Annotated in this window: 15 protein-coding genes and 1 pseudogene; 2 read left to right on the top strand and 14 right to left on the bottom strand. The window is 44.3% G+C overall.

Annotated features, from left to right (window positions below; all coding sequences use genetic code 11):
* Window positions 1–25 precede the first annotated feature (25 nt).
* The gene (locus tag DLM75_RS20820; RefSeq protein ID WP_118970425.1) at window positions 26–586 is read right to left on the bottom strand and encodes an ankyrin repeat domain-containing protein; all 561 of its coding nucleotides are present in this window, start codon (window positions 584–586) and stop codon (window positions 26–28) included.
* Window positions 587–800: 214 nt separating this feature from the next.
* Here DLM75_RS20820 and DLM75_RS24320 point away from each other — a divergent pair, with 214 nt between their 5' ends.
* Complete coding sequence (locus DLM75_RS24320) at window positions 801–959, top strand: hypothetical protein (protein ID WP_158586499.1); 159 nt, start codon at window positions 801–803, stop codon at window positions 957–959.
* 210 nt (window positions 960–1,169) lie between these two features.
* Here DLM75_RS24320 and DLM75_RS20825 read toward each other — a convergent pair whose 3' ends face one another.
* From DLM75_RS20825 to DLM75_RS20880, 12 genes are all read right to left on the bottom strand, one after another.
* Window positions 1,170–2,375 carry a bifunctional 3,4-dihydroxy-2-butanone-4-phosphate synthase/GTP cyclohydrolase II gene (locus DLM75_RS20825; protein ID WP_118970426.1) on the bottom strand — a complete coding sequence of 402 codons (1,206 nt, stop codon included), beginning with the start codon at window positions 2,373–2,375 and terminating at the stop codon, window positions 1,170–1,172.
* Window positions 2,376–2,478: 103 nt separating this feature from the next.
* The gene (locus DLM75_RS20830; RefSeq protein WP_118970427.1) at window positions 2,479–3,081 is read right to left on the bottom strand and encodes a riboflavin synthase; all 603 of its coding nucleotides are present in this window, start codon (window positions 3,079–3,081) and stop codon (window positions 2,479–2,481) included.
* Entirely contained in the window at window positions 3,063–4,349 is a 1,287-nt protein-coding gene (locus tag DLM75_RS20835; RefSeq protein WP_118970428.1) for a bifunctional diaminohydroxyphosphoribosylaminopyrimidine deaminase/5-amino-6-(5-phosphoribosylamino)uracil reductase RibD, read from the bottom strand. Before DLM75_RS20835 ends, DLM75_RS20830 begins: the two co-directional genes overlap by 19 nt.
* A complete protein-coding gene (secF, locus tag DLM75_RS20840; RefSeq protein ID WP_118970429.1) occupies window positions 4,349–5,287 on the bottom strand; it encodes a protein translocase subunit SecF in 939 nt (312 codons plus the stop codon). The genes DLM75_RS20835 and secF overlap by 1 nt, the downstream gene beginning before the upstream one ends.
* A gap of 2 nt (window positions 5,288–5,289) precedes the next feature.
* On the bottom strand, window positions 5,290–7,218 hold the full coding sequence (gene secD / locus DLM75_RS20845; RefSeq protein WP_118970430.1) for a protein translocase subunit SecD: 1,929 nt from the start codon (window positions 7,216–7,218) through the stop codon (window positions 5,290–5,292).
* A 10-nt stretch (window positions 7,219–7,228) separates the two neighbouring features.
* Complete coding sequence (locus DLM75_RS20850) at window positions 7,229–7,987, bottom strand: SRP-less Sec system protein (protein WP_118970431.1); 759 nt, start codon at window positions 7,985–7,987, stop codon at window positions 7,229–7,231.
* Complete coding sequence (gene yajC, locus DLM75_RS20855) at window positions 7,984–8,307, bottom strand: preprotein translocase subunit YajC (RefSeq protein ID WP_174715102.1); 324 nt, start codon at window positions 8,305–8,307, stop codon at window positions 7,984–7,986. Before yajC ends, DLM75_RS20850 begins: the two co-directional genes overlap by 4 nt.
* A 59-nt stretch (window positions 8,308–8,366) precedes the next feature.
* On the bottom strand, window positions 8,367–9,377 hold the full coding sequence (gene trpD, locus DLM75_RS20860) for an anthranilate phosphoribosyltransferase (protein ID WP_118970433.1): 1,011 nt from the start codon (window positions 9,375–9,377) through the stop codon (window positions 8,367–8,369).
* Window positions 9,352–10,098, bottom strand: coding sequence for a CDP-diacylglycerol--glycerol-3-phosphate 3-phosphatidyltransferase (pgsA, locus tag DLM75_RS20865; protein WP_118970434.1), 747 nt, complete (start codon window positions 10,096–10,098; stop codon window positions 9,352–9,354). Before pgsA ends, trpD begins: the two co-directional genes overlap by 26 nt.
* Window positions 10,095–11,414, bottom strand: coding sequence for a 30S ribosomal protein S12 methylthiotransferase RimO (gene rimO, locus DLM75_RS20870; protein ID WP_118970435.1), 1,320 nt, complete (start codon window positions 11,412–11,414; stop codon window positions 10,095–10,097). Before rimO ends, pgsA begins: the two co-directional genes overlap by 4 nt.
* A gap of 6 nt (window positions 11,415–11,420) precedes the next feature.
* Window positions 11,421–12,530 carry a helix-turn-helix domain-containing protein gene (locus DLM75_RS20875; RefSeq protein ID WP_118970436.1) on the bottom strand — a complete coding sequence of 370 codons (1,110 nt, stop codon included), beginning with the start codon at window positions 12,528–12,530 and terminating at the stop codon, window positions 11,421–11,423.
* Between the two features lie 27 nt (window positions 12,531–12,557).
* Window positions 12,558–13,268 carry a LolA family protein gene (locus DLM75_RS20880; RefSeq protein ID WP_174715101.1) on the bottom strand — a complete coding sequence of 237 codons (711 nt, stop codon included), beginning with the start codon at window positions 13,266–13,268 and terminating at the stop codon, window positions 12,558–12,560.
* Window positions 13,269–13,614: 346 nt separating this feature from the next.
* Here DLM75_RS20880 and DLM75_RS20885 point away from each other — a divergent pair.
* Window positions 13,615–14,135, top strand: a pseudogene (locus DLM75_RS20885) (DUF1564 domain-containing protein).
* A gap of 258 nt (window positions 14,136–14,393) precedes the next feature.
* Here DLM75_RS20885 and DLM75_RS20890 read toward each other — a convergent pair.
* Window positions 14,394–17,171, bottom strand: coding sequence for an FtsK/SpoIIIE family DNA translocase (locus DLM75_RS20890; RefSeq protein ID WP_118970437.1), 2,778 nt, complete (start codon window positions 17,169–17,171; stop codon window positions 14,394–14,396).
* Window positions 17,172–17,566 lie beyond the last annotated feature (395 nt).

Below are 17,566 nucleotides of genomic sequence, written 5' to 3' on the forward strand. Positions count from 1 at the left end.
TTTCGACCGGGAGGCTTTTTTGCATCTATTTCAGACAGGCTTCGATGAAAGATCGAGTTTCGTCGGATATAGCTGCTTCGAGAAGAGTTTCTCCGGTATTGGATTCGTAGGCTCGATCCTCTTCTTCGAGATTTACTCCATATTCGACTAAGAGTTTCATAATTTCCAAATTGTCTTCTTCCATCGCCTGCAAGAATGCGCTCACGCTACCGGGTGGATTTGTTCTCAGAGTTACGTCTGCTTCGTTCTCAAGAAGCAGCCTGACCATATCAATATTTCCTGAATAAGAATGAAGCATTAAAGCTGTAAAACCGTCTTCGTTTCGAAGATTCGGATTTGCGCCGTTTTCCAAAAGAAGACCTATCTGCTCCGCCGTCCTTGCATTCATAAGTGCAGTAAAACCGCTACGATTTTGCTGATTCGGATTTGCGCCGTTTTCCAAAAGAACTTTGTAAATTTCAATTTGGTTTGCCTTATATAACGGGAAATCTCCGCATCCATCGACTGCGTTGACGGATGCTCCCAAACGAATCATTTCCTTAACCTGATTCAAATTTCCCTCGTAGGCTGCAAATGTTAAATCCATGGATTTGATCTCCCCCTTTGAGAAATAGATCTTATCGTTTTTTTTTGAAAGATCTACCCGAATTATAATTTAATTTGATTCGGAAGAATTCCAATCTCCGATTTTGTGGGAACTCATACTCAAAGTTCTGCAAATAAAAGTCCCTTTGCAGACCTTCTACATAGGGACTTTTATTGATTAGATCTTAAGACCCAGTGCTCAAAGAGGGACTTCAATGTCCGAATACAAAAACGCGCTCGTTGGAATCTTGAACGCGTTTTTACAACTGAGTTATTATTTGTTATGGGTTCTTCCATTCACCGCGATCGCAGCCGTTTTAGTATATTATGGAAGTGTTTTGTTTCAGAATTTAAGAAAGAAACTCGATAAGTAAGAATTTTCAGAAAACATTGAAGTCGGAAGCTTTTGTCGTAGTTCCGACTTTGTCGTGAAAGGCGCGCGCCCCACCCTGAACTTGGGTGGAGGGGTGAGGTGGTGGGAAAACTTCCGCAAAATCTTCTCTATCAGAAAATCCTAATTTACGCAAGAAGAATCTCGATCTTACAAACCCGTCGGAACTCCGACAAAACGTTTTAAAAAAGGTTCAACCCAATCCTAAGATATGACCGAGTTTAAGTTTTTTGGTCATCAGATAACCGTGGTTATCTGAACCTGGTTGGATTTCGATCGGGATTCTTTCGACAACTTCCAAACCGTAACCTTCCAGACCCACGATCTTTCTCGGATTGTTCGTCAGAATTTTCATCTTTCCGATTCCTATATCTCTTAGGATCTGGGCCCCGATTCCGTAGTCTCTTAAGTCCGGTGCAAAGCCGAGTTTTTCATTGGCTTCCACCGTATCATATCCTTTATCTTGAATATTATAAGCTTTTAATTTGTTAATCAGACCGATCCCGCGCCCTTCCTGTCTCATATACAGAAGAACACCTTGTCCTTCTTTTGCAATCATCTCCAAAGCCGCGTGAAGCTGAGGACCGCAGTCGCAACGATTGCTCGAAAAAATGTCTCCGGTCAAACATTCACTATGAACGCGAACCATCGCGGTTTCTTCTTTTTTGATTTCCCCTTTGATCAAGGCGACGTGAATTTTATCGTCGATCAGAGTGGAATACGCACGAATCGTAAATTCCCCATATTCGGTCGGTAGTTTGGATTCCACTTCCAAGCGAATTAGATTTTCTTTCGCTCTTCTATAACGAATGAGATCTTCGATTGTATAAATATTGAGTCCGTGTTTTTCCGCAAACTTCTCTAAGTCCGGAAGACGAGCCATGGTTCCGTCGTCGTTCATGATCTCGCAGATCACTCCGGCAGGATAAAGGTCGGAGAGTTTGGAAAGATCCACTGCGGCTTCCGTATGCCCCGCCCTTCTCAAAACCCCACCCGGAACCGCTTGCAAAGGAAAAAGATGCCCCGGTCTCATCAAATCCGCCGAAACCGTTTTTTCATCTAACAGCGCTTGCACGGTAATCGCACGATCCTGAGCCGAAATCCCTGTCGAGGTTCCGTGTTTAGCGTCCACAGAAACCGTAAATGCAGTTCCGTGTTTGTCCCCCAGAGAATAATCGTCTACCATCCGGTTGAGGCCCAACTTTTTCAGTCTCTCCCCTTCCATCGGCATACAAATCAACCCTCGACCATAGGTGGCCATAAAGTTGATCTTTTCCTTATCCGCGAATTCGGCCGCGACTACGAGGTCGCCCTCGTTTTCTCTGTCTTCCGAATCCACAAGAATGATCATTCTTCCGGATTTGATTTCTTCGATTGCACTCTCAATGGGTTTGATCATAGCTCTTAGTTACCATCTCTCCTATTGGACTGAAATTTGGCTACAGAAACTTAAATCTTTGGAATCAAATCCAAGTTTCAGCCCAAATAGTTCGAATTTTAAACTATTTATATTTTAGGAGTTGTTCTAAGTAGCGCGCCACGAGATCGATTTCTAAATTGAGAATCGTCCCCGGTTTCCAAGCTTTCGCGTTGGTCTTTTTGAGAGTCTCCGGGATTAAGACGAGATCGAATTCTTCCGGTCTCGAATCCACGACGGTGAGAGAAATTCCGTCCACGGTGATACTTCCTCGAGGAGCGATGTATTTGGAAAAGGAAGAATCGTTTTTCACCGAATAGCTTACCACGGTTCCACCTTCCCGTTCCTCTTTTTTAAGAATGGTTCCGGTCCCGTCGATATGTCCGCTCACAAGATGCCCACCCAAACGAGTCGTCGGCAACGCGCTCCGTTCCAGGTTGACCTCTTCTCCGATCTTTAGATTTCCGAAGTTCGTGAGCTCAAGAGTTTTGAAACTGGAGTAGAATCGAAAGCGACTTCCTTGATCCGTAAACTCGGTTACGGTTTGACAACAACCATTCACGGAAATGGAATCTCCTATTTTTAGATCCGGTTGGACCCAAGTCGTCTCCACGAGAAAATCCTTCCCGTCCGCCGTATCTTTGATTTCTAAAATTCTACCGGTCGTTTCTACGAGTCCTGTAAACATCTGTGCGCCTCCCATTGATCCTCTTCCAGATTCGCCTTCCAGAGCAAAGAGGATTCGTCCGTTTTCAGATTCGGTTCGATTCCTTCTTGAATGGAAGTTGCGGTTCGTATTTTTAAGATTGTGTCGTTCGCTTTCATCCGAGACTGAAATGTTTCGTAAATCAGGTTTCCACCTTCCACGAGCAGGAGATTGACTCCGATCTCCGAAAGAATCCGCAATGTCTCTTCCGCGAGAAAGTTTGAATCGATCAAGAATAATTCCTTTTCGGAAAGCGCTCTCAATTCTTCCTTTATTTCTTCTCCGAGGAGAAAATCCTTTTTGATCAGAAAAATACATTTTCGGGAACCGATTCTTCGATTGATTCCTTTTTGTTTTTCCAGGAATTCTTTTGTTACATTCCTTTCTTCGAATATAATGAATACTCGATACGGTTGGTATGCGTTTTCAAAAACTTCGTGGATTCTTTGAATATCCGAATCCATTCCCAATTTTAGAATATTCTTAAGTAAGGCGGAGGCTCCGGAAAAATTCTCCTGAAATTCCTGAACGGGAAGTCCTTCGGTTTTCTGAAATTCTTTTGTAAGATTTTTCATCGATTCGGTAGATCCCAGTTTTGAAAACCGAAAATCCAATCCGGGAACATCGTGAAACAAAGTTCCCGGACCTACCAGGACCGCGTCACATTTCGCGCGTAGTAAAGATGAATAATAAGAGGAAAGTTTTCCGGAAAGTTGGGTTCTTCTTTTATCGGAGGATGCAAAAAAACCTTCTTTAGAAACCGCAGTTTTAAAAATCATGGAAGGGGTTTGTGTTTCTAAACGAGAAGCAAATCCAAAAAGGCTTTCTTTTGCGATCGTTTGTAAAGTAGAATCTTGGACGACATTGATTCCCTTCTCTACACATTCTTCCAATCCGTTTTTTATTTTTACCAAAGGATTCGGATCGTTCCACCCGTAATAAAGGGTCTTCGGTCTGTATTCAAAGATTAAGTCGAGGCAGGGAGGAGTTTTTCCGTGATGACTACAAGGTTCGAGCGTGACCCATACGTTATGCGGCGTATCGGAATATCCGTTCTTTAGAAATTCGGAATATGCGTTTCTTTCAGCGTGAGGTCCGCCAGTCGGAGAGGTTCTTCCTTGTGCGAATATCTTCGTATTTTCGACGTTTGTGATGAGACAAGAAACGGGCGGGTTCGGAGAACTTTCACCCGTGGAAAGAAAGGCAAGTTTACGCAATTCCTCCCGAAACGATTCCGGGAGGGAAGACATCAGGCACGAATCCTTCTTGAAAAGTGGTCGTAGATATCGACCAGAGGCGCCGCGATAAAAATCGAAGAATAGGTTCCGATGATGATTCCAAAAGTAAGAACGTATGCAAAATCGAAGAGTTCGGTCGCTCCACCGATAATGATCGCCACGATCGAAATCAAGGTCGCAAAAGAGGTGTTAAACGTTCGACCCAAGGTCTGATTGATCGAAGTATTGATCGTTTGTCCGAAAGTTTCATTCAGATTCCCCGCCGCATTCTCGCGAATTCTATCGAAGACCACGATCGTATCGTTGATGGAATAACCGAGTAAGGTCAGAAGCGCCGCAATGATCGGAACGCTCGGTTTTATCTGAAAGAATCCGATAAACGCGATCGTTAGAACTAAGTCGTGCGTAAGAGCGATAATCGCTCCCAAGGCAAACTTAAATTGAAATCGAAAACTGATGTAAGCGAGAATGATCACCATCGTAAGCCCGAGAAGCGTAATTCCCGTAGAGGAAAGTTCGCCTCCGACAACGGCCCCCACCTGATTGGCGCTCAGAACCTGGCTCTTGTTGATTCCAAAGTCCGCGATCAGAATGGAGATCAATGCGTCGATCGCGGAAAGTTCCACCTTGTCTTCCGCTTTCAGTCCGTTCTTTTCTTTGTATTTTTGAAGGATCGCGTCGACGGAACCGAGCCCGATATCGATCTGAAAGTGATTCTTCTCTTTTTCCAAAAGAAGAAGAACGGCTTCGATCTTATTATCCGCGAAGTATGTTTCTAATTTTTTACGATCCACGCTCTTGTCGAATTCTACAACGGTTCTCAGTCCGCCGTTGAAATCGAGAGAGTTGGCAAACCCTCCGTGAACAAGAAAAGTATAACCGAATCCAAATAAAATCAACGCAAGCGATGCGCCGATAGAGACGTATTTATATTTTATAAAATCAAACATTCTTAAGACTCCAATTTTTTAAAGCCGATCTGGAGTTTCTGAACTCCCAGCTTATTGACCAAAAGATCCATGATCAGACGACTCAGGAATAAAGAGGTAAAAAGTGAAGTAACGATACCCCAACAAAGCGTGATCGCGAAACCTTTGATCGGTCCGTTTCCGAGGCGAATCATGAGAATTCCGGAAATCAAAGTAGTCACGTTACTATCGATGATCGTCCAGAAGGCGTTGTCAAAACCTTGGGCGACCGCAACGGACGCGGACTTACCGGCCACCAATTCTTCTTTGATCCTTTCATAGATGATCACGTTAGCGTCCACCGCCATACCGACCGTGAGGATGATCCCCGCAAAACCCGGAAGAGTGAGAGTGAATCCCATCAAAGAAAGAAGTGCGCTCAAGATGATGATGTTCGCAAAAAGGGCGATGTTCGCAACCATTCCGGAAAGTCGATAGATCAAGAGCATATAAAGCATCACAAGAATGAATCCGATCCCGACGGCTTTGATACCGACTTCGATCGATTCGATCCCGAGAGTCGGTCCGATAAATCTCATCTCCAAAACTCGGAGTGGAATCGGAAGCGCTCCTTCGCTGATCACGTTCGCAAGATCCACCGCTTCTTCTTTTGTAAAGGATCCATCGATCTGAGCCATCCCGCCCGCGATCGCGCCTCGAATCGTAGGAGCGGAAACCACCTTGTCTCCCCAGACGATGGCGAGATTTCTTCCCTTGTTCTGAGAAGTGATCTCGAAAAATTTCTCGGCTCCACTACTCGTAAGAGTAAACGAAACGATATATCCGAAGGAATTATTTTCAAACGCGGGTCTTGCGTCTCTCATATCTCTTCCGTCCAGAGCGATCGCTTTTTCAAGAACGATAAAGTTTCTCGGAAGCTGAGGAGAATTCTGGCTGTTCCCTCTTTTCCAATAGGCGAAGATTCTATATTTCTCTTTTGGAATTTTATACTTGTCTTCGAGTGCTTGGAGAAAACGATCCTGTTCTGCTTTTCCGAGTTTTTGTTTTACGATATTCTGATATTTAACGATGTCGGTTTCTTCTCTTTTGCCGGCTTCCAGAAGTTTGTTTTCTTCCTGTTGAATGATGGCCGCGTAGGTAACTCCGTTTCCAGCCGAATTCTCAGGTTCTTCGAGACGGTATTCCACTGTTTCCGTGTTCTGAATGATTTCCAAAATTTGAGAAGAATTCGTTACCCCAGGAAGAGAAACTTCGATCGAATCCTGATCTTTTTGAATCCGAACCTGAGGTTCGGTTAAGTTTTGACTCGTAAGACGATTGTCGATGATGAGTTTCGCTTTTTCGAGTTCTAAAAGTTTACGGCTTGGTGAAAGTTCGAAATAACCTTCGATCTCTTCCAGACGATCCTTTGCTTTTTTCTTTTCCTTCTCGTCGTTCGAAGGATCCGCGATCGTTTTCTTTAAGTTTTCAATTTCTTTAATATAACTTTCTCTGAGTTTCGAAGCATAGTCATCGAAATCCCCTTTCATCGCGACCCTCATCCCACCTTGTAAATCGAGACCGAGTTTGATCGTGAGAGGACGTCCTTTTGTGATCCATTCTTCCACAAGAGTGGGACGAAGTTTGTTTTTGGCTTCGAGGATGAGTTCTGGATTTTCCTGAGAAATCTGGTTGATCTTTGCGGATGTTACAAATCTTCCTTTTACCAAAAGAAAGGATTCGTCTTTCAGATCGGAAGGAGAAGGTGAGATCACCCAATCGGATTGTTTGTATTCCGCATTCCATCGTTTTTCAAACTTAGATAGGATTTCTTTTTTTTGCTCTTCCGGAAGGGACGCAAATTCTTTTCTTACCGCAAGCTCCAACTCTCTCGGAGCGAAGTTGGGATACAATACAATGGTGGCCGCTAAAATAATGGCGAGCGGCAGGAAAATCCATGTCGCAGATTTCAAAGGGGAACTCCTAGTCTCTTCTCATTTTATTGATCGTCACCGGGGATCTGCGACCGGAACTTCCGCGCGATTTTCCCGCTTTCAATCGATACAAAGCAAATAATAAAATAAATACTACAATGATGATGGGTTTTTTATAGTCGGAGATAAAACCCGTAAAGGATCCGGACTTCTGTCCTTCCTGAACTTTCTTTTTCTCTTCTTCCTTTTTCTTGTCTTCGCCTAACTTGAGTATGTCGGAGAGGCGACTCTGAAAAGAAGGACCCTGCTCGGATTTTTCAGGTTCCGCGGGAGCGGTATATCCCGGAAGCCCGGAAGGTTTTACTTTTACTTCTTCGTTCACCCAATACGGTTTCGGAAGATCTCCCGTGTCGACTTTGGAAACACTCGCGAGTTGTTGTTCTTCTACGTTACGAGAAGAAGATTCTTTTGTCTGTGAATTCGTATTGGAAGAATTGGATGAATTCGAATTGTTTCCGGAATTCGACGTTTCCTCACCGTTACGGGAAGGTTCCACATTCTTCTTTGTATTTTCCGGATTCTGAGGAGAAGTGGAGGGCTTTTTTGATTTTTTCTTTTTCGACTTTTTCTTCTCTTTTTTCTTAGAAGATTTTGTGGAAGAAGGGGTCGAGTTGGAAGACTTTTTGCTGACGGTCTTTTTCGGTTCGGCAACCTTTTCGAGGAAGTCGATTTCTTCCCCGTCCTGGGAAAACAAAACTGTGTTCCCAAGAAATAGAAAGAGTAGAATGAAGACCGTAGCTTTTTTCATTTGTCCGCTTGTTTCTTTTTAACAACTGTACTCGCAGTAAAAGATACGTTTGTATCTTTCGCGATGTTTAAGACGACGACTTCGTTGTTGTCTTTGATTTCCACAACTTTGCCGTGAATCCCGGAAGACGTGATGACCTCGTCGCCTTTTTTGAGGCTTTCGATCATCTCTTTGCGTTTTTTCTCTTCGCTTCTTTGTGGACGAATCACGAGAAAATACATGATCACGAGCATGATCGGAATCAAGAGCAACGTAGAGAAAGGTGACTTGTCTCCGTCGCCGGCGGCTTGTGCCAATTGAAGTAGTATCATTGAATTCAAAGTCATTTCTAATTCCCTGTTTAGATTGGATAGAGGATTCTAACCAGTATTTTTCTCGTTTACCCTTTGGAAATTAAATCTTCGAAATACTTCTTTGTTTTTCCAGAAAGAATCGCTTCCAGGGCATTTTTGTATCCTTCTTCGATACTCGGAGCTTTTCCCATCACAAAAAGTCCCGCGCCTGCATTCAATGCAACCGCATGTGATCCCGCGATCGCCTCTCCTTGCAAAACTCTTCTTGCCAAAGCTTCCGCGTGATCGGAAGAAGAAGCATATACTTCTTCTTTTTTTAGTATCGGCAGTTTTAGAAGAGAAGGATCAAAAGAATGACGACTGATCACCCCATTCTCCAGAAAAGAATAATCGGTGATCGAAAAAATCGAAAACTCATCCAAACCGTCCCGAGAATGGCAGACCATAGCCCGTTTTAAGCCAAGCGCTTGTAAGACCTTGATAAAGAGTTCCATGAGTTCCGGTTCGTAAACCCCGATGATCTGATACTGGGGAGAAAACGGATTGGAAAGTGGTCCGATCATATTGAAGACCGTTCGAAAGCCCAATTCTTTACGAACCGGTCCCGCGTATTTCATAGAAGGATGCCACATCGGAGCAAAAAGAAAGGTGAAGCCTTGGGAAACCAGATGTTGTTCCACTTCTTCTTGGGTCTTTTCGGTTTTATAACCGAGCCTCGTAAGAATATCACTCGATCCAGTATGTGAGGAAACCGATCGGTTTCCGTGTTTGGCGACTTTGATTCCTAAAGAAGCAAGAGTGATCGCGGAAAGGGTGCTGATATTGATCGTCCCCTGCCCGTCTCCTCCGGTTCCACAAGTGTCCAAAAGGTCGAAGGGAAATACGGTCTTGGGGCGAAGCGCGTTTTTGCGAAGCGCTAAGGTGCAACCGAGAACTTCCTCGACCGACTCTCCGTTGGCTCTCATCGCAGTCAAAAATGAGGAAAGAAGAATTTCGGAAACTTCTCCTTTCATGACGTGATTGAGAAACGTCTCCGCTTCTTCGGAAGTGAGATGTTTGCGATCGATCAGTTTAAGAATGGTTGCTCTTGGTTCCACGTTTCTGAAACATCCTTTTGATATTGGAGGGATAAAGAACTTGGTTGTTGGATACCATATAACGAAGCCCCGAGAACACGGTGATCGCGGTCGTGATCAGCATTCCCCAATAAGGAACGAAGGCTCCGAGACCGAAGATGATATCTCCCAAGGTGGTATTCTTGTTTAAGTTTTGAAAAAAGTAAATCGCATTCCCGGTTGCGATCTCGAAGACGGTGAGACCGGAAGCCTTTCCGGAAGCATACGCCTCGTTGATCAGAATTCTTTTCTTACTCGATACGAGAATAAAGAAGACGAGAATGAGAACGATGGCTCCCATCTGAAATACGGTCTTCACTTTGCCGAGCATCGTAGTTCGGATCGATTGTCCCTGGCGAATCGCAAGATAACGAAGACAAGTGATGAGCATGTCTCTTCCGATGATCAGACATACCATCCAGAATTCGATCTGTTCCTGCAAAAAGATAAAGGTAACAAAACATCCGGTCACGATGATCTTATCCGCAAGAGGATCCAAAAATTTACCGAACTCGGTTTCCTGGTTCCATTTGCGGGCGAGATAACCGTCGATGAGATCGGTCAGTGACGCGACGACAAAAAGAATCAGGGCGGCTATATGATATTCCAATTCTTTCTGGAATAAAAACCAGACAAAAAATGGAACCGCGGCTACGCGGAGCATCGTAAGTATATTAGGAATATTGAAAATAACTTTGTTCATTCAAAAACCCAGGTTCCGTTCATGTCATATTCGTAAAAAGAATCGATCCTGACTTTTCCAAGAGTTCCCGGAATCAGAGAAGGATCGTCCACATAAACGACCTCGTCCATTTCCGGAGCGTCTTGAAGTCTTCTTACCACCGCTTGACCGTCTTCGATATTGTCGACGATCGCGTCGTAGGTCTGACCGATTCTTGCTTCGTGAATTTCTTCCAAGATCGCGAGGTGCGCGTCTCGGATCAGATTGATTCGTTTCGATTTTTCTTTTTCGGATACGGTCTGTTTGACCTCGGCGCCTTTGGTTCCTTCCTGCGGAGAATAAGAAAATAAGTTCACCTTTTCGGGTCTTGTCTCTTCGATAAAACGAAGAACCTGATCCACGTCATCCGGTTCTTCTCCCGGATAACCGATGATAAACGAAGTACGAATCTCCAGACCGGGTTTGACTTCTCTTGCGAGTGAAAAAAGATCCTTGAAGTAGGAACTTTCTCCGGCGCGATTCATACTCTTTAGAATTTTGGAAGAAACGTGTTGGAGCGGAGATTCCAGATAAGGAGCGATCTTCGGAGTTTGACCCATCAGACGAATGAGTTTCTCCGTTTTTTTGTCCGGATACAAATACAACAATCTTAGAATCTTGAGCGCCTCGATTTCCGAAACTTTGCGGACCATATCCAGAAGAACTTCCGAATCTCTTCCATAATAAACCGTGTCTTGGGAAACGAGACAGATCTCTTTGGCTCCCGCGCGAATCGCACGATCCGCGTCGCGAATGATATCTTCCACCGGTGATTCTTTGAACTTCCCGCGAAAGGAAGGAATGATACAAAAAGAACATCCTCGGTTGCAACCGTCGGAAACTTTTACATACGCATACGGTTTGGAATAGTTTTCGATGCCCGCGGAAAGTTTGAGTCTTTCCAAAATGTCTTCGTTGAATTCCAATTTTGGAGGAGAAAGATCGGGGAACTTTTCTCTGAGAAGTTTTCCCGCTTGGTTGTATTTTCCCGTTCCAAAAAAGAGATCCACTTCCGGAATTTCGGCGCTGATATTATCCGGATAACGTTCCGCAAAACAACCCACGACGACGAGTTTTTGATGATTTTGTTTTTTGACCTGAGCCGCGGAAAGAATCGTTTGAATCGTTTCTTCGGTCGCGGATTGGATGAAGGTACAGGTATTGATAAAATGAAAATCGGATTCTTCCGGAAGTGTAGCGGGAACAAATCCCTCTTCCAGAAGAGAATGATGCATACTCATGGAGTCCGCCGTATTTTTCGGACATCCTAAGGTGGTGATGAAGAATTTCTTTTCCAAGAAATTCTATTCTCCCAGCTCCCTGATGACGGACTGTGTACTATCATAAGGGTTTTGCGTTTTTACGAAGATCTTCTTTACGAGTTTTCCGGGACGTCCCAGTGTGATCTTCGGTTTTCCGTTCTGAATCATTTCCACAGCGGAACCGTCCCCTACTTTGAGTTCGAGACGATCCTTTGCTTCGAGGCTTCGATTCTCACCCGCCTGTACAAGACCTCGGAATCCCATCTGTCCGTCGATGATGAATTCGGCGTAACTGGCTTTGCTAAAAAAAAGTGTCACTTGAATCGGAACGTCGCCTAACGTCTTAGTGGTGTCTACTGCGCTCTCCGGTTTTTGTTCTTCTTCGCTGAGAGTTACCAGAACCTTAGCGGAGTTTTCCGTCACGGCTTGTGCGATGATTCTTACGTTGCGTCTCAGGCTTGAGATTTCTGGAATCGTATAACTGAGAACCTTTTCCTGTCCTTCGCTCAGACGGAATTTATATACGCTGAGTTCCGGATAGACGTTAAAAGCAAGAACGGCGGTGTTTACTGCCCCGCCCTTTTCCACGGAGTCGATGAAGAGCTTACACTGTTGGTTGCTGACGGAAAAACTGACTCCCTTGTCCGGTGTGAGAATAAAAGATTCGCTTCTATTATCCGGGATCGAACGAGAAGAGAAGTCGATGTTTTCGGGGATGTCCAGTTTTTTACCGGATTCTTCCACTGCGTCGTCGCCGGAAGAAGAATCGGTCGCAACGTCGATGAGGATATAAGCGCAGATCAGAATGACAAGAACCGCCGCGATCGTAAAGATCTTATTCTTATCCACGTTGATTTTAGAATAATAAGAAGTTGTTGGACGTGTGAGTTCTTCGAGAGGAGCTTGAGACTCTTCGATTTTTTCACCACGATACAAGTTGATCAACTGTCCCGTGTCCAGTTTGAGATAACTTCCGTAATTTTTTAAGAATCCCATGGTGAAGGTTTCACCGGGAAACTGGGAATAATCCTCCGTTTCGAGTGCGAGGATATACTTCACCGAAATGTTTGTTTCTTTCGCTACGTCTTTTACGCTTAACTTTTTTTCTTCTCTCGCTTCGCGGAGAATCTGTCCTACTCTTTTCTGATTCAATGTTTTCGCTCCTTTCTCGGACTTTGGTTATTGTTCCGACACAAGAGGGTTGTTTACGATTTTTGCGTTTCCGCTAATATGAAAATTGAACTGACCGTCTTCCAAATCGGGATTTGTTTCTATATTCGTAAATTCTACTGTAGTTTCTTTTCCTCTTCCGTCGCTCGCGACCGCTTTTTGGATAAAGTAGGTCTGTGCGTCGACAAAGAGAAGCATCGTCTCAAAACCGCCGACCTTTTCTCTTTGTTCTAAATTGAGGACGAAGTATTTGCGTCCGTCTTTTGGTGAAACCTGAGGTTGTTCTATGGAATCGAACTTGTAGTGATACTTTCTAAAAATTCGAGAAAGACCTTCGTCCGTAAAACTGGAAAAGATCGGTCCGGATTTATTCGATTTATTTAATGTAAGATCCTGTTTTCCGACCGCGTTCAGTCGTGCGATATAGATGTAGAGAGTTTTTCCGTCGGAGACGATCTCATCTCCGGAAGGATCGCTGAATTGATAGCGGATTCTTCCACCTTTTTTATAAAGACAGACCCCTCTCATATTTTTACTTTTTTTATTGGAAACGGTTTGGATCTGGAAATCCGCTTTGTAGGAATTCAGATCGCTAAACTTCTTCTTCACCTGCTTTACAACTTCGGAAGGAGAATTCCAGTTATGAGCCGGTTGGGCCCAGAGAGAGGATTCTAAGGTTAAAAATAAGAAACAAAAAGAGAGAATGATTGTTTTTTTCATGAGAAAAACCGGATCTCCCGGGATTTTTTTACTACCTTCGAACGTATTAGGAACCTTGTCACTTTCTAAAATTAGAGAGGGCTCGGTTCGAGGGATTTTCGGTGGGATGGGGGCAGGAGCTCCTACGCGCGGGGAACCGTCTTTCAGGGTGGCTGAGTCCAAGGTCGGGCGCAGTTCTTCTGAAGGGAATTTTGCCGAAAGAGTTCGGTTGTGAGAGTTCCTACAGTTTGAGGTCGAACGGTAAATTCTCCATTGAGGGGAACCGGAGAAAAAAGAATATTTCCCGAATCTCGATTTTTTTTGAAGAAAACCTACTCCCAAGCCTCTCCGAAGAACCGTAAAAGGTATGGGAATATTGCAACTCAATGGGGATCATCGGATCCAATCACATCTACCGCAAAAAAAGACGAACGTCGTAACCTTGCTGATTCCGGAGAATACATTGCTTCGTTATCCGCAGAGAGAAAGGAGAATTCTTCCAAAGAGAATTCCGGTTCTCCTGAAACGTTACGGAAAGTATCTCTCCACGACACGTCGTTTGGGAAAGAGGGCATCCACTACTTTGTACCAATTGAGTCCAGGGAAGAAAAAATGAAGAAAATCAATGTTCGTATGAGCGAGGAAAGCTGGGCCTTATTGGGAATCTTCGCACAATCTCATGGGGTCTCTCGCTGTTTTCTCTTCAATTACCTTTTGTATCTGGAAGAGTTGAAGGTCGGAGATTCAATCGTAAATACGATGAACAAAGGAGTTCCAACCTTTCATAAGAATTACAGATATATTCTTCAACTCGATCTTTGCAAAAAGAGGATTTCTCGAGTCTTACAATGCGTACCGAGAGATACTTTCTTTTTTTCGGATCATTGAAATCCTCTTTATCCTTTCTCTGACTGAGAAGAGTCAATTTAAAGTTGTAGCTCCTACATCGACTCTTTCAAAGAGACAGGGTCCGGGCTTTTTTCCGGAAAATTTCCCGGAAAGGGGGTAGCGAAAGACGCGGAGCGGCTGGAGCGAGGGGGACTTTTCCCCCTCCAAAGCACGATCTACTGAGTGCCTGGAAACCCGTTCCATCAAGGCATGCGTCCTTTGTTGGAACTCCCCGGACCGTTTTCCGAAAAATTCCCTTTACTTAAGAATCTCTCTTCCCTTCGAGCCGATCTGTGCGCTCACGTATCCGCGTTCTTCCATGAGTTCCATAAGACGAGCGGCCTTATTATAACCGATCCTCATCCTCCTCTGAAGATAACTCGCGGAGGCTTTCCGATCCGAACGAACGATCTCCCAAGCCTGTTCAAAGAGTTCTTCGTCTTCTTCATCGATCGTCGCGCTCTCCGGTTCCTCATCCAGATCGAAATCCACATAGGAAGGTTTTCCAAACTTCCTCGCTTCTTCCACGATCTTCTCTATTTCTTCTTCGGAAACATAAGGAGATTGGATTCTCACGAGATCGGCGGCGGTCGGAGACTTATAAAGAAAGTCCCCTTTTCCGAGAAGAGATTCCGCTCCGTTTTGATCCAAGATAATTTTAGAATCCGTCTTCTGCGCAACATGGAACGCCATTCTCGCAGGACAGTTTGCTTTGATAAGACCTGTGATCACATCGACGGAAGGACGTTGTGTCGCCATGATCAAATGGATTCCGACCGCACGAGACTTCTGTGTGATTCTCGTGATCGCGTCTTCGAGATCTTTTCCGGAAACCATCATCAGATCCGCAAGCTCGTCTATGAAGATCACGATATAAGGCATCTTCTTGTAACCATCTCTGTGAGCGCCCTGCTCCACTTTCTCGTTATAGGTTTTAAAATCTCTACACTTGAGTTTCGAGACCGAATGATAACGTGCTTCCATTTCTTGGATCGCCCATGCCAGCGCGCGAGTCGCTTTTTTCGGATCGGTAATCACGGGCATAAGAAGATGAGGAATGTCTTCGTAGAGCGTAAGCTCCACCATCTTCGGATCGATCATGATAAAACGAACTTCTTCCGGGGAAAGATGAACGACAAGCGAAGAGATCATAGAATTCAAACATACCGATTTTCCGGAACCAGTCGTTCCCGCTACGAGGAGGTGCGGTAATTTATTGAGATCAATGCTGACTAACTTTCCGGAAATATCCTTTCCTATGAGAATCGAAAGATCCTTCTTCGGTCTCAGGCTTAGATTTTGATGGAGAATGTCTCCGAGAAAGACGTCTTCTCGAATCGTATTCGGGACTTCAATCCCGATCGTGGATTTTCCAGGAATCGGTGCAACGATCCGAATGTTTTTCACCGCGAGATAAAGACGGAGCTCGTCCGCAAGAGAAGTGATTCTTCCGAGCTTTACTCCGGGTGGAGGTGTGAGTTCGTAACGAGTGATGATTGGCCCTCTTTCCATAGAAACAACCTGGGATTCGTATCCGTATTGACGAATGATCTCCTCGATCTTCCTTGCGACCTTATCAGATTCGATCTTAAAAAGAGGATCTTGAATCTTTGTAGTCGTCGTCTTCAAACTCTTAAGAGGAACGTGATAGATGGAACGTTTCGACTTTACTTCCGGGATCAATGTCACCGGAGGAAAAGGGAGTGTCTGTTCCAACCTAGGTTCTTTCTTTTCAAAACTTGGAACCACCTTCTCGATCGGAGAAAGGGGAACGAATTTTTTCTCCTCCCCAAACTCTTCCACTTCCTCAATTTCTTCAAAGGATTCTTCCAGAGCCTCTACCGAAGATTCGTCTGATTCTTCTTCATCCGATTCTTCCTCGCCCATCGTTTCCTCATAAAGTTCTTCTCTCACTTCTTCTGAAGAATCTTCAATCCATTCTTCTTCTTTTTCCAAAGAAGGAAAAGTTTCCTCTTTTTTCGGAGGAGATACGATCGCGATCGTCCTTTCTTTTTTTGTGAAGGGGTTAGCTGTTTCCGAAGTTCGGAAATCTATTATTTCCCAACTGGAAGAGGATTCTTGAAAACGCTTCTCCTCTCTGATCTTTTCGGAAAGTGAAGAAGAGACGGATTGAAAACGAAAGACCTTTCCTTCTTCCTCGAAATTTCCGGAGAAAGCGCCTTGATTCTGAAAACGAATTCTGGAACTTTCCTGAGAGACGAGAGATCCGGAGTCCACTTTCGAGAGAAGATCCGAGAGTCTCCCCTCTTTTCCAAAAGTAGAATGAAGAGCCGTCTGCAAAGGGGATGGTTCGATTCTTCGTGAACTTTTTTTATGAGAATTCATTTGTTGAAAGAGTTCCTCTGGAGAATGGTCTCCGCTGTTGAGGGAGGCAAACCAAGGAGGACTGGTTTCTTTTTTTTGAATTTTCTCTACCGCAGATTGAAAGAGACTTCCAAGAGTCGCCCCTCCCTTTCCGAAACCGGATTGAAATCCTTCTCTGTATTTTGCTCCCGCCGTTCCAAGAACTCTTCCTAAAAAATGGAGAGGCGATTCGTTTAACAAAAGTATGAATCCATAGAAATAGAAAACAAGATGGATAAGAATTTTTCCCGTCGAACCGAAGATGAATTCCAGTCCCGAAGAAAGTAATTGTCCAACGAATCCTCCCTGAGAAGCAAAAGGAATCGTAGAAACATGCCCAGTCACTTGAAGAGTAACCGTAAAACAGAATAAGAAAACGGGAAGCGAGAAGAGTCTGTTCGTTAAGTCAAACTCGTCTTTCACAAGACGAAGGGATCCGAGCCCGATCGCAAAAAGTCCGGGAAGAAACGAAGCGGCTCCGAACATAAAGAACATTCCGTAAGAAAGATAGAATCCGAGTCTTCCAAAGAAGTTATTTTGAATCCCTTGCTCTCCTGCGTCGAAGGATCCCAAGGAAAGGGTAAGAATAATCCCGGAAAAAAGGAGGACATAGGGAAGAATCTTCTTTCCATTCTGTAAATTCCAGGCTGGTTTGAGGTCTTTGGATTCCATGCTATTTGTATCGGAAACTGCTCAGAAAAAGAAAAGAGACTTAATTTTTGATTTTTTTTGGGTTTTTGAAAAGGGTTCTTCCGGAAGTACTCCTCCTTCTCAAGGGATCTTTCTTTCTAAGAAGTTGGGGAAACAATTTTGAGATTCTCGGGAAGAAAGGAGAATCCTAAGATGAAGTTGGTAAATCTTTTTTTGGGGAGAATCCATTCTCCACCATTCAGTTATCACATTGCGTAAGAGGTCGTATTTTTGACTTTTGCTCGAACAAGCGAATTTCCGAAAAGAGGAGAATGTGGGAGCTATTACATAGGAGATTTTTTTTCGAAAATCTCGCTCTCCCGCGTTTAGGCGAACTTCGTAGAAACGCCTTTGGACCAAAAGGCGCCGAAATCGCA

The sequence above is a fragment of the Leptospira stimsonii genome (assembly GCF_003545885.1).
Taxonomy (GTDB): Bacteria; Spirochaetota; Leptospiria; order Leptospirales; family Leptospiraceae; genus Leptospira; species Leptospira stimsonii.